The sequence below is a fragment of the Acinetobacter sp. NyZ410 genome, assembly GCF_022828975.1.
GTDB classification, from domain to species: domain Bacteria; phylum Pseudomonadota; class Gammaproteobacteria; order Pseudomonadales; family Moraxellaceae; genus Acinetobacter; species Acinetobacter guillouiae.
The window spans coordinates 531,214-544,237 of record NZ_CP094620.1; the positions used below are offsets into that span (position 1 = coordinate 531,214).

General features: G+C 39.4%; 14 protein-coding genes. 7 read left to right on the top strand and 7 right to left on the bottom strand.

What is annotated here, in order from left to right; genetic code table 11:
* Nucleotides 1-4: 4 nt before the first annotated feature.
* Together MTO68_RS02555 and MTO68_RS02560 are read right to left on the bottom strand one after the other, a co-directional pair.
* Nucleotides 5-307: a YciI family protein gene (locus MTO68_RS02555; RefSeq protein WP_004717974.1), complete on the bottom strand. Its 303-nt coding sequence runs from the start codon at nucleotides 305-307 to the stop codon at nucleotides 5-7.
* 26 nt (nucleotides 308-333) lie between these two features.
* On the bottom strand, nucleotides 334-948 hold the full coding sequence (locus MTO68_RS02560; RefSeq protein WP_004717972.1) for an inner membrane-spanning protein YciB: 615 nt from the start codon (nucleotides 946-948) through the stop codon (nucleotides 334-336).
* 44 nt (nucleotides 949-992) lie between these two features.
* On the opposite strand from MTO68_RS02560, the gene MTO68_RS02565 reads away from it, so the two are divergent.
* Nucleotides 993-1,844, top strand: coding sequence for a PHP domain-containing protein (locus MTO68_RS02565; RefSeq protein ID WP_034611696.1), 852 nt, complete (start codon nucleotides 993-995; stop codon nucleotides 1,842-1,844).
* 122 nt (nucleotides 1,845-1,966) lie between these two features.
* Here the strand turns inward: MTO68_RS02565 and ybeY are convergent, their stop codons facing one another.
* From ybeY to miaB, 3 genes are read right to left on the bottom strand one after another with little or no spacing between them, the layout of a single operon-like run.
* Nucleotides 1,967-2,452 (bottom strand): rRNA maturation RNase YbeY, encoded by a 486-nt coding sequence (gene ybeY / locus MTO68_RS02570; protein ID WP_004818840.1) that lies wholly within the window; start codon nucleotides 2,450-2,452, stop codon nucleotides 1,967-1,969.
* Between the two features lie 9 nt (nucleotides 2,453-2,461).
* Nucleotides 2,462-3,571: a PhoH family protein gene (locus tag MTO68_RS02575; protein ID WP_004717967.1), complete on the bottom strand. Its 1,110-nt coding sequence runs from the start codon at nucleotides 3,569-3,571 to the stop codon at nucleotides 2,462-2,464.
* Between the two features lie 37 nt (nucleotides 3,572-3,608).
* Nucleotides 3,609-5,063, bottom strand: a complete 1,455-nt coding sequence (gene miaB, locus MTO68_RS02580) for a tRNA (N6-isopentenyl adenosine(37)-C2)-methylthiotransferase MiaB (RefSeq protein ID WP_004717965.1) — start codon at nucleotides 5,061-5,063, stop codon at nucleotides 3,609-3,611.
* A 289-nt stretch (nucleotides 5,064-5,352) separates the two neighbouring features.
* Here miaB and MTO68_RS02585 point away from each other — a divergent pair, with 289 nt between their 5' ends.
* The 4 genes from MTO68_RS02585 (at nucleotide 5,353) to MTO68_RS02600 (ending at nucleotide 9,671) form a co-directional block, all read left to right on the top strand.
* Nucleotides 5,353-7,326: a lytic transglycosylase domain-containing protein gene (locus MTO68_RS02585; protein ID WP_244014899.1), complete on the top strand. Its 1,974-nt coding sequence runs from the start codon at nucleotides 5,353-5,355 to the stop codon at nucleotides 7,324-7,326.
* A 38-nt stretch (nucleotides 7,327-7,364) separates the two neighbouring features.
* Nucleotides 7,365-8,024 (top strand): ribonuclease I, encoded by a 660-nt coding sequence (locus MTO68_RS02590; protein WP_244014901.1) that lies wholly within the window; start codon nucleotides 7,365-7,367, stop codon nucleotides 8,022-8,024.
* A gap of 170 nt (nucleotides 8,025-8,194) precedes the next feature.
* On the top strand, nucleotides 8,195-9,181 hold the full coding sequence (locus MTO68_RS02595; RefSeq protein WP_004717959.1) for a malate dehydrogenase: 987 nt from the start codon (nucleotides 8,195-8,197) through the stop codon (nucleotides 9,179-9,181).
* 235 nt (nucleotides 9,182-9,416) lie between these two features.
* Entirely contained in the window at nucleotides 9,417-9,671 is a 255-nt protein-coding gene (locus MTO68_RS02600) for a DUF2789 family protein (protein ID WP_004818847.1), read from the top strand.
* 129 nt (nucleotides 9,672-9,800) lie between these two features.
* Here MTO68_RS02600 and MTO68_RS02605 read toward each other — a convergent pair whose 3' ends face one another.
* On the bottom strand, nucleotides 9,801-10,328 hold the full coding sequence (locus tag MTO68_RS02605) for a hypothetical protein (protein WP_244014903.1): 528 nt from the start codon (nucleotides 10,326-10,328) through the stop codon (nucleotides 9,801-9,803).
* Nucleotides 10,329-10,432: 104 nt separating this feature from the next.
* Complete coding sequence (locus MTO68_RS02610) at nucleotides 10,433-11,035, bottom strand: 2OG-Fe(II) oxygenase (RefSeq protein ID WP_004717953.1); 603 nt, start codon at nucleotides 11,033-11,035, stop codon at nucleotides 10,433-10,435.
* Between the two features lie 116 nt (nucleotides 11,036-11,151).
* Here MTO68_RS02610 and rlmJ point away from each other — a divergent pair, with 116 nt between their 5' ends.
* Complete coding sequence (gene rlmJ / locus MTO68_RS02615) at nucleotides 11,152-12,009, top strand: 23S rRNA (adenine(2030)-N(6))-methyltransferase RlmJ (protein WP_004717951.1); 858 nt, start codon at nucleotides 11,152-11,154, stop codon at nucleotides 12,007-12,009.
* A 164-nt stretch (nucleotides 12,010-12,173) separates the two neighbouring features.
* Entirely contained in the window at nucleotides 12,174-13,001 is an 828-nt protein-coding gene (pssA, locus tag MTO68_RS02620; protein WP_004717950.1) for a CDP-diacylglycerol--serine O-phosphatidyltransferase, read from the top strand.
* Nucleotides 13,002-13,024: the final 23 nt, after the last annotated feature.

Genomic DNA, 13,024 nt, shown 5'->3' on the forward strand with positions numbered 1-13,024 from the left:
TATGTTATCCCTTAGGCAATGCTTTATTGAATGGTTTAACATCAATATGACTATAAATCCCTTCTTTTAAGAAAGGTTCGTCTTTTAACCATTCATCCAAAGCTTCACGGCTGTCAAAATCGAGAATTAAAGTACTGCCATAAAAACCTGCTTGTGGATTTTCACGATCAATCGGCATCGCGCCAGCCACGATGACACGGCCTTCAGCATCTAACTTCTCGAGTCGAGCTAAATGTTGTGGGCGTACAGCAAGACGTTTTTCTACTGTACCTGCTTGATCTGTACACGTAATTACAAATAATGGCATGATATTTCTCGATTTTCTAAAACACTTTATTCATCGGTAGATTTAAAGTGTTTTCGTAATATAACAAACTGGATAATAATAAAGGAAAACATGACGATCATGTCACCAAATGCTGTAAATTCACCCCAATATTTTCCACCTGCAAATAAAAATGCGAAGAAAATATGTAAACAAGACATGACAATGAACATTGCAGCCCATGCAAAGTTTAGATTTTTCCAGCCTTTTTCAGTCAGGTTTAAAACAGGACCAAATAATCTTTGAATGAGAGGCTTCTTTTCTTTACCAAAATAGGGAGAGAGTAAGAACGCGCCAGCAAAGGCTAAATTCAAAATTGCAGCTTTCAGGCGAATATAGAAGTCATCACTCAACATTAAGGTGATTCCACCAAAAATGACGGTCATGAACAAAACAAACCATTGTTGTTTATCCAGACGGAATTTTTGGAAAATGAATAACGCACCATAGACCACAAGCATTGAAATAATCAGACCTGTAGTTGCAACAAGAATGTTGTTGTTATTTACACCACCTGCTGAGCCGATCAATTGTAATAATGGATGATCGGTGTTTTTAGGATCAACCGTTTTGTATAAATAAAAGAAAATTATGAGGGGCACAAAGTCTAAAAGTGCTTTCATGTTAAAGTATCTAGTCTGTTCAGGTTGATGGGATAGTATAAAAGATGCAAGGCATAGATTTACATACTCACAGTAATATTTCTGATGGGACTCTGACGCCAGAGTTATTGGTTCAAGCTGCCATCGAGAAAAGCATACATACACTTGCATTGACGGACCACGATAGCATGGATGGCTTAATACAAGCTGAACAATTTGCAAAAAATCAACCAATTCAAATCATTTCAGGTGTAGAAATCTCTAGTCAATGGTCCAGACCAGAGACTAAAAAAAGTTATGGTGTACATATTGTTGCGCTCAATATGCAAAATCCTGAACCATTACAACAGCTTTTAACGCAACAGAAGAAAATTCGTGCTGAGCGAGCCAAGCAAATCTGTGATTTGCTAATTCCTTTGATTCATCAGGATATTTATGCAGAAGTTGTGGCAAAGGTAGATGGTGAACCTGATCGGATTACTCGGACGCATATTGCCAAGACCCTTGTAGAAAAGGGTTTTGTTCAGCGCGCACAGCAGGCATTTGATAAATACATTAAGGAAGGTAAAAAAGCCTATGTGAAATTTGATGGTTTAGGTTTAGCAGAAACCATTCAAGTGATTCATGAGAGTCAAGGTTTTGCAGTATTGGCACATCCAACACGTTATGATCTATCAGCAACAAATACCCGTTATTTAATTGAAATCTTTGCACAATATGGTGGTGATGCTGTTGAGCTTCCACCCGCAATGGAACCCGCTTCAACACGACAAATGGTCGATCGAATGATTGCTGAACACGGTTTAAAAGTCTCTGTGGGGAGTGATTTCCATGGTGACAATATGCCTTGGATTAAATTAGGCAATATTCCACGTGTCAAAGAAGGGCAAGTTGGGATTTGGGAGAGTTTCAGATAATACACCGTGATGATGTATTCAAATACTTAGATTTTGAATGAGATCAGTTTTTTGAAAGGCATCTCATTTGAATGAAACAAAAAATCCCTCTAGAGCAGAGGGATTTGGAGTTGATTATAAAATCAACTTTCTTTAACAGTATAAGGGTTTTCAAAGCCTAGTTTTTTCAAGATTTCAATTTCGAGTGCTTCCATTTCTTCAGCATCATCATCAGAAGTTTCATGGTCATACCCCATTAAATGTAAGGTGCCATGAACCAGCATATGAGTGAAATGCTCAATCGGTGTTTTTTGTTGTTCAATCGACTCTTGTAAAACCACGGGGATGCAAATGACTAAATCACCGATGGGTAATGCATCGAGCATGGGTAAAACTTCTTCTGGAATCTCACTTGGAAAAGACAATACATTGGTGGGTTTGTCTTTTTCACGATATTCAAAATTTAATTTGTGACTTTCATCTTCATCAACACACGCAATTCCGATTTCACAATCTTGGTCTACATCAATATGACGTAGTGTTGTTTCAATGACTTTTTTTACATAGACACGCTTGAGCACCAATTCTGGTGCTTCAAACGCTTGTTGTAACGATAAGCTAAGTTTCAAAAACAGTCCTTAAACATTTTCCTGATTTGCAGCAGTATGTTCCTCATGTTGAGCATCTGCGGCAGAATCATTTTCAGAAATTAAGGCTTCTTGACGTGCTTTACGTTCTGCACGTGCTTCAGCACTTAAACGGTATTGTTCACTGTCCCATCCTTCATAAGCCTCTACAATTTTTTGTACCAGCTGGTGACGAACGACATCACGGGAATGGAAGCGAGTGATGTGAATTTCTTTGATCTTTTCGATAATACGCAATGCGTGAGCAAGACCAGACTGTTGCCCGCGTGGTAAATCGACCTGTGTAATATCCCCAGTGATCACTGCACGAGAACCAAAACCTAAACGGGTCAAAAACATCTTCATCTGTTCAGGGGTGGTGTTTTGTGCTTCATCGAGAATCACAAAGGAGTGATTTAATGTACGACCACGCATATAAGCAAGCGGTGCAACTTCAATCACTTGGCGCTCAATCAGTTTTGCAACTTTTTCAAAGCCAAGCATTTCATACAATGCATCATAAAGCGGGCGTAGATATGGGTCGATCTTTTGGCTTAAATCACCTGGCAAGAAACCGAGTTTTTCCCCAGCTTCAACAGCAGGGCGAACCAAAAGGATACGTTGAATTTCATTACGTTCTAGCATATCTACCGCAGCAGCGACTGCAAGATAGGTTTTACCTGTACCTGCAGGGCCGATCCCGAAAGAAATATCGCTTTGTAGAATACGTTGTACATAACGTTTTTGATTGGCACCACGAGGGTTGATTCGACCTTTACGCGTTTGCAACCAGACGTCATCTAAACCGGTATGCTCATTGTCTGAAAGGTCGTCTTGTAACTCACGGTCAGTTTGGCTGCCTTGAATCATCAAATGAATCGTATCAGCACTGATTTGCTGAGAGAGTTCAGCTTCTGCATGCAAACGCTGCAATAAACCTTCAGCTCTCTCAACTGCTTCTAAATCACCATCGATATAGAAGTTATCGTTGCGATGAGAAATGTTGACATTTAAACGTTGTTCGATTTGTTTCAGATGACCGTTATAAGCACCTAACATGCTTTTTAAACGTTCAACTGAAATACCTGGAAAAGCTACTGTACGTCGAATCGCTGCAGTCAAGAGATATCCTTTTTAAAGTAAAGTCTATACCCTTACATTACGCCACGTCAGGCTCAAGATTCAAGAGTTCTCCATAAACTAAATTTAGGGTCTTAATCTCTGTAACCTCAATCTCTGCAAAGCGTCCGACCCAAGAGGCGTCACCTACAAATGTTACTAAACGTGTATTGTCAGCTGTACCGACCAATAAATTTGGATCTTTATTAGAAACATTTTCAACCAGTACACGTTGAATGGTGCCTAACATCGCATCGGTTTTACGAATACTTGATTGCTTAATCCAGTGTTGAACCTTGGCTAAACGTTCTTTCTTGACTGCATCAGAGGTGTCATCAGGTAATTCAGACGCTGGTGTGCCAGGACGTTTTGAATAAACAAAACTATAAGAATGATCAAAGTCTAAATCTTGGATAAACTGATAGGTTTCTTCAAAATGTGCATCAGTTTCACCAGGGAAGCCGATGATAAAATCTGAAGATAAATGCATATCTGGACGAGCTTTACGCAGTTTGGCAATTTTTTCGATATAGACATCAATGGTATGGTTACGCTTCATCGCTTGTAACACATCATTTGAGCCACTTTGTACTGGTAAATGCAGATGTGAAACCATTTGTGGTAGGTCACGGTAGCACTGAATCAAATCTTCATTAAATTCGAGCGGATGTGATGTTGTATAACGTAAACGACCGATTCCTGGAATTTCTGCAACCAAACGTAATAAATCTGCAAAGGTACAAATTTCACCTTCAAAAGTTTCACCACGGTAGCCATTTACATTTTGTCCTAAAAGGCTGATTTCGCGAACGCCTTTTTCAGCCAAACCAGCGATTTCTGCCAAGACATCATCCAAAGGACGAGAAACTTCTTCACCACGAGTATAGGGAACCACACAGAAAGAACAGTATTTCGAGCAACCTTCCATGATTGAAACAAATGCTTTGTAACCTTCAACACGCGGTTCAGGTAAAAAGTCGAATTTTTCAATATCAGGGAATGAAATATCTACGAGTTTAATTTTGTCTTTCTTCGGCTTTTCGATTTGCTCAACATGCTGATCCAGCATTTGTGGTAAACGGTGCAAGGTTTGAGGGCCAAAAACCATATCGACATACGGTGCACGTTTTTGAATATTGTCGCCTTCTTGAGAAGCAACACATCCACCAACACCGATGACGAGATCAGGATTTTTTTCTTTTAATTTGCGCCAGCGACCCAGCTCAGAAAATACTTTTTCTTGGGCTTTTTCTCGAATTGAGCAGGTATTCATTAACAGGATATCTGCGTCACTTGGATCTTTGGTTAAAATGTAACCGTGTGAGTCGCCTAAAAGATCTGCCATACGATGACTGTCATACTCATTCATCTGACACCCTTGCGTTTCGATATACAGTTTTTTTACTGCACCGTCGGCTGGGGTGTGCTGTGGCTGGGTTACAGTGTTTTCTGAGGCAGCTTTGGCACCATTGGGAATGAAGGTTTGAACCGTCATGGAGGCGTCTTTCCTATGAATAAAGGGAATTTTGAATGTGTACTAAGCCTGCTATTTTAACAGACTCATAAAAGGCGCGCCATTTTATAGCATTTAGAGTGAACTCAGGAAAATATTTAGCAGCTATTGCCATTTATTGGATTGTAGGGCATTGAAAATGAAAATTATGAAGAAAAAATAGAGAACAATATTAATGATGAATCATAAGGTTACATAACACAACAGTAGAAATGGATTAGAATAATTAAACTAGGCACAAATAAGTGCATCAGTATGTTAAAGGCACATCATGCAGGTTGAGAGAAAAACGGTGTTAAAGCAGCAACTTAAGCAAAATAAATTAAAACTTTACCTTTTAGGAACAGTTGCATGTACAAGCCTGCAAGTGGCTCATGCTGCTGAAGAGCAGTTTAATGATGCTTTACGCAATGCAAATAATCCAAGTGCTTTAGAACAATATCGTTCTTCAATGCAAAATGATGCTTTGGGCTATTATCCTGAGTATTGGTCACTGAATTCAAATCTCGCTTTTCAACCTTCTGCAAATATTATTAGCTTTGCGCAACGTTATCCTCAATCGGCGATGGCGGAAAAGTTGGCTGCGGATTATGTCGAAGAGAAGGTTAAACAAGCAGATTACGTCAGCGCGCAACCTGTATTGCAATATGTCTCTAATCCAGATCAAGCAGAACGTTGTGCCGTTGCTCAAGTTCGTGCGAAAACTGGTGACGTTTTGGTCTATGCTGAATTTAAAGATGTTTGGTTGGCAACCAACTCTCAACCTGAATCATGCAATGGTTTAGGTCGCATGATGCTTAGTAGCCCACTCATGACTGCCCAAGATCGTCAACAACGATTATATGCGCAACTGAGAGCCGGGCAGTCTGGTCTAGCCATCGCTACCGCACAAACGATTGGCGTTAATTTATCGTTAACCCAATTGAACCAAATCCAAGCGAATCCATTAAATTATTTATGGTCTGCACCAAAAAATAATGTAGAAGATTATGCTTATTTGGTTTATGCATTGGGTCGTGCGGCAGATACAGATTTAACCAGCGCTTTGCAGTCGGTACCTAAGTTAGTTCAGGGTGTACCAGCGGATGTGCAAAAATATATTTATCGTACTGTCGGTTATATCGGCGGAACGACCGTTATGAAAAATAATTTTAATCGTGAAGTACTGCAAAATTTTGATGCAAGCTATGGTGCGCCATTCAGTGCAGAAGAAGCTGAAGTTTATGCACGACAAGCCATTCGATTTGGGGCTTGGGAAAGTGTGATTCGTGCAATAGACAGTATGAGCGTGACACAAAAGCAAGAAGACCGTTGGCAATATTGGTTGGCACGTGCTTCAGAACAACGCAATGATGCACAATCTAAAAGAACCGCCAAAGATATCTATCAACGATTGGCAATGTCGGGTGATGATTATCATAATTTGCTTGCCAAAGATCATTTGGGGCAAAAATATAATGATAGCCCTGCCAGAGAACAGCCTTCAACTGATGACCAACAACGCTTAAATAGCGATATTCATTTCCGTCGTGCATTTACTTTACGAAATATTAATGCGCCTGCAACTTATACCAATAGGGAATGGAACTGGGCGGTACGTCAGGCATACTTAAAACATGATGATGGGTTGCTGCTTGCTGCGGCAAAACGTGCAACTGATATGGGCTGGTATGATCGTGCAATTTATGCTGCAGAACGTACTGAGAAAAAACATAACTATGTTTATCGTTATGCCACACCTCATCAGTCGTTGGTGGTGAGTCATAGCCGTAATGCGGGTATTGATCCAGCTTGGGCCTATGGTTTAATGCGCCAAGAAAGTCGTTTTGTGACTGCTGCTCGCTCACATGTTGGTGCAGGTGGTTTGATGCAAATTATGCCAGGCACTGCAAAGTTGGTGGCAAAACAAATGGGTGAAACTTATAATCCTGCTGCACTCAGTGATGCCAACACCAATATTCGCTATGGTACTTTCTATCTGTCGATGATTCATGGTCAATTAAGCAGTAATCCTGTCTTGGCAACAGCAGGGTATAATGCTGGGCCAAATCGCGCGAAACGTTGGCAGCCAGATTATCAAAATCTTTCAGCAGATCAATATACAGAATCTATTCCTCTGAATGAAACACGTGACTATGTAAAAAATGTGATGACCAATGCAGCACATTATGGAATCTTGTTGGGACAAGGGCCTCAAGCGATTGAAAGTCGTATGCCTGTTATTCCAACCCGTGTTTCACAATAAAACTATTTGGACTTGGATGAAACTTTGTTGGTAAATCAATGATTTTCAAAATTTTGCGTAAATTGAAACAATCTTGCTTAGCATGGAGCCTATGCTTTGCGGGATTGTTTGGGCTCAATGTGCAGTTACATGCTGCACCGCAATTACAAGGCTATGTCATGCAAGTCCAGTTGACACCTGCTGTCTGTGCACTTGATTCTTCAAAACAAAAGCAACGCAAATGTCTCGAAGGTTATTCATTGACAATCACAGGTCTGTTGCCTGAAACGACAGAGCGGAATTGCACCACCAATACATCTGCAAGTTTGACCCCTTTACAAGCTAAGGTGGTTGCACGGGTAATGCCTGAGGAAAATGCACGTATTCAGTTGTGGCGTAGCGTGGGCGGCTGTGTTCCAATGAACGCGAGTCAATATTTTAGAACTGTGATTAATTTAGCAGATCGTTTGAAAATTCCTGCAGATTTAACCAGCTCTGAAAACAAGAATGTGCAACATAATGCGTTAAAAACTCAATTTATTAGATTAAACCCGGGAATGAATAACGACAGTATCCGTTTTACTTGTCAAAGTTCATCATCAAACCCAGTGTTAACCGAGGTTCAAGTGTGTTATCGGGTCAATGGTCAGTATAAACAATGTTCAAATCACATTGTTTCAAACTGCCCAAATACATTCTCGATCAAAGGGACTTATTAGTTCTTCTGAGGAATTTTATTTATATTTCCTATCATACTTTTGTTGAAAAGCATTCTCTTTTACATGCAACTGTTAAAGGATTGGAGTACAATCTTTGCCGTTTATGATAATTCGATTAAAACGGATTTAACCGTTTAATCACATTAACGATCCTCATTGGAGATAATTACATGAAGCAACCTGTTCGCGTTGCCGTTACTGGCGCAGCTGGTCAAATCGGTTACAGCTTATTATTCCGTATCGCTAGCGGTGAAATGCTTGGTAAAGACCAACCCGTTATTTTGCAATTGTTAGAAGTTCCATTTGAGAAAGCTCAAGCTGCGCTTAAAGGCGTAATGATGGAATTAGATGACTGTGCTTTCCCATTATTGGCTGGCATGATCGGTACTGATGATCCAAAAGTTGCATTTAAAGATGCTGACTACGCGTTATTGGTTGGTTCACGTCCACGCGGTCCTGGTATGGAACGTGCTGACTTGTTGAAAGTGAACGGTGAAATCTTCATTGGTCAAGGCCAAGCACTTAACGAAGTTGCGAGCCGTGACGTTAAAGTACTTGTTGTAGGTAACCCTGCAAATACAAATGCTTATATCGCAATGAAATCTGCTCCAGATCTTCCAGCGAAGAACTTTACAGCAATGTTACGTCTTGACCACAACCGTGCGTTGACTCAAATTGCTCAAAAAGCGGGTGTTGCTGTAGCGGATATCAAAAACCTTACAGTTTGGGGTAACCACTCTCCAACAATGTATGCGGACTACCGTTTTGCAACTGCAAATGGCGTAAGCTTAAAAGACAAAATCAACGATGCTGATTGGAACGCAAACGTATTCCTTCCAACTGTTGGTAAACGTGGTGCTGCAATCATTGAAGCGCGTGGTCTTTCTTCTGCTGCTTCTGCTGCAAATGCTGCGATCGATCATATGCGTGATTGGGCACTTGGCACCAATGGCGAATGGGTAACAATGGGTATTCCTTCTGACGGTTCTTATGGAATTCCTGAAGGTGTGATGTACGGTGTTCCTGTAATTTGTGAAAATGGCGAATACACTCGTGTTGAAGGCTTAGAAATTGATGCATTCAGCCGTGAACGTATGGACAAAACCCTTCAAGAACTTGAAGAAGAGCGCGCAGCTATTGCTGATATGCTTAAATAATTAAAATTTAATCTGTTAAAGATTAATTTTGAAAAAAGCACTCTATTTAGAGTGCTTTTTTTTTATGGTTCAAATCAAACACCAAGGAAAAGATAATTGATGTTAAGCCAACATTTGTTTGTTTTTTAATCACAAATTGAAACAAGAAAATTAAAATCTAGACTATCTTTTAAAATTATTTTCTTATAAGTTAATTGAATAAAAGATGACAAATAAATTTATATAAGGAGGCAATATGCTCAGGACGAACACACCATCCTTAGAATTACTATTTTCTCAACTTGGTTTGGCAAATAGTCCCGCAGCAATTGAGCTATATGTACGCACTCATCAATTGCCAGCAAATCTTTCATTACATGAAGCGCCGTTTTGGAATAAATCTCAACGTGACTTATTAATTAGTCACTTGATACAAGATGATGATTGGGCAATTTGGATTGACGAGTTAAACCAACAATTACATCTAGATGCGTATAAGCTAACAGCCTAATGATTTAGTTTCCCCCAGAGCAACAAAAAAGATGGCCGTTATGGCCATCTTTTCTATTTTGTATCGATCAAATTAGTATTGATCAAAACGAATAACAAATTGAGTCATTTTGAATGTGCATAGCGTTGATCAATGTAATTTAGACTGAATCATTTGACTAAACCAAGCTTCATTGCGAACAGGTCTAAAGGCAGTATGTTGTTGCAGTAAGGCTAAATCAAAATCTGTTGTCTTGATATATTTACTTAGCCAGTGACGAGTCAATGCAAATTCATTTTTACTGACTGAGGCATAAGCCAACATAAAGTAAATATCAGCATGATGATGTTGTGCCAAAGGTTTTAAAATCTGTTGCGTAATCAAGGCATAACGTGATTCTTTGGTTAATTCAAAGTAAATCATATAGGCTTTGGCCAAATGCAAAGAAAGCTGAATGTAGACTGACATTGGCATTTCTTCATATTCAAATCGTGCAGTTTCAAGTAAAACAATGGCTTCTTGCAAGAAATGGATTTGTTCCTGCTTTGAATGACTTTGAGTGACCAGTTGTAAGCGTAAGTCCCCACGTTCAAGTGCAAGTTCAGGTGTATTGCCTGACAAATACAATTGATCTGTTTCCCCAATACGCGAGATGATTTGTTTTGTATTATCAAACATGTGCTGAATCCTCTGAATTTATGAAGAGTATTATGAGGTCTATTTCAATAATTTAAAGCTTGGCCTATAGAGATACAGCGTTGCAAATTTGAAAACTGAGTATATTACAACACAGTATTGTCGCTTCTTAGCCATGCGGTAATTGATAATCGCTGATGTTTGGCTTCTAGCACTTCATGTAATAAATCACTTTGGAACATGGCAATACGATTAGGCTGGGGATCTATTGTATGCCAAACATTATTTTTATCCTGTAAGTGTAACTTTCCACCCCAGTCATCCTGCCATTCTTGGTGTAGATAATACACCGTAGAAATCATACGGCCATTTTTACCTTGTGGATTATCGCGATGAAGTGCATAGAATTCACCTGCGTTATAGCAGGCAAAATGTGCTTCTACATCCTGAATGCCTAAATAAAATGAGTAGTTTAAAATTTGCGAGAGCTGTTTGAGTGCATCAATATGTTGTTGTGCGATCGTAAGCTCTTCATTGATCCACAAGATATGGTCGCTGCGAATATTGCTGATCACACCATTTTGAATTGCTGCTTCACGAAAGCGATTTAAATTTGAAGTACATTCTGCAACCAATTGGAGTCCGTATTCAGCGGAGTAAGCATGATCAATAATGGTAAATCCATGTTGATCTAAATCATCAAGAATTTGATCAACATTCCATGACTTTGGGAGTAGCAGCGCTTCCATAAATTACCAAAAAATAGTGCAATAAAGATATGTTGTTATATTAGAACAAACGATGGACAGTGAAGAAATATTTTTTCGTGTTAAAATGATTATTGAACTCAGGAATTAATCGAAACATGAATTACCGTCACCATTTCCATGCAGGCAACTTTGCCGATGTCATGAAACATGTGTTATTGCTGCAACTTTTGACACGTCTAAATACTAAAGACAAACCATATCGCTATATAGATACACATGGTGGTGCAGGTAAATACGATTTATCTACTTCTGAAGCACAAAAATCAGGTGAATTCTTAACCGGTATTCATCGTCTGGTTAAGCTGGATGAGTCGATTAAACGTAATGCGCCTGAAGGTGTAAAACAATATCTTAAAATTGTTGAAGATATGCGTGCAGGTTCAGGTAAAGGCGCTTATCCAGGTTCACCGTGGTTTGCACTTGAAGGCATGCGTGATATTGATAAAGCGACTATTTTTGAAATGCAGCGTGATGTGTTTCAACAATTGTATTTTAATATTCGCGATAAACGTGCGGGTTTACATGAGCGTGATGCTTATGAAGGTCTTTTGGGGGTTATTCCTCCAAAAGAAAAACGTGGTTTGGTGATGATCGACCCACCTTATGAATTAGAACGTAAAGACTTCCCGCAATTGGTCGAGTTGATTGCCACTGCACATAAAAAATGGCCAACAGGCGTATTTGCCATTTGGTATCCAATTAAAGACCGTGCCATGATTGATCGTTTTGAAAAGAAAATGATGAAAACAGGGATTCGCCGTCAGTTGGTCTGTGAAGTTTGTGTTTGGCCAGATGACACACCAGTCGGGTTGAATGGTTGTGGTTTGTTGGTGATTAACCCACCTTGGAAATTCTCTAACGATGCTGATGAGGCATTGCAATGGTTGTTCCCACATTTACGTATGAGTGAAAATGGTGGACATGCTGCTGTTCGCTGGTTAGTGGGTGAATAATCCATTCGATTGGATATCAACAGAAACATGAACGATGGTGTGAATTACAAATTAAGACGAAATACATTGAGTAATTCACATCAATTTCACTTAAAAATGAATGTGATAAAATATTTAAGTGAGATATCAACAGCTCTATAAGAGCCATAGATAGGATTCAAAAAATGACAAATATAAATAAACCAGAAAGCCCAAACTCTTCTAATCAAGACCATGGATTTGATGGCATTACTTTTGAAGTGGAAGAAGAAGAGCATACCCATGAAGGGCAGAAGGTCAAACGTCGCGGAATCTATTTGTGGCCTAACCTGATTACAACATCTGCGTTGTTATCTGGCTTTTACTCGATCATTGCCAGTATGAATGGTGACTTCACTCAAGCCGTTTATGCGATATTCCTTGCAGCATTATTTGATGGTTTAGATGGTCGTGTTGCTCGTGCAATTGGTGCACAAAGTGCTTTTGGTGAACAATTCGATTCTCTTTCAGATCTCTTGGCATTTGGTGTTGCCCCAGCAATCTTGATGTATAGCTGGAGTTTGCATGATCTAGGGCGGATTGGCTTGGCTGCTTGTTTTGTTTATACCGCATGTGCTGCATTTCGTTTAGCCCGCTTTAATGTACAAATTGGTGTGGTCGATAAGCGTTATTTCATCGGTGTGGCAAGCCCATTAGCAGCAATTATTATTATTGCATGGGTATGGGTTGGACAAGATTTTACCTATATTTTTGATTTAAAAGATGTTGCGATTCAAGCGACCAATGCATTTGTTATCATTGCAGTAGGTTTGTTGATGATTTCAAATATCAAATATTATTCTTTTAAAACAGTAGACCGTAAACGTGTTCCATTCTTTGTGTTGCCTATAGCAGTTTTTATCCTTGCAGCAATCACTTATAATATTCCTGTAGGGATTTTAGTCATTTCGATTATCTATGCGATTTCTGGTTTTGTGACAACATTCTTAGCGAGAAAGAATACTGTTGAATAAAATGTAAAAAGATAAAAAGGTAA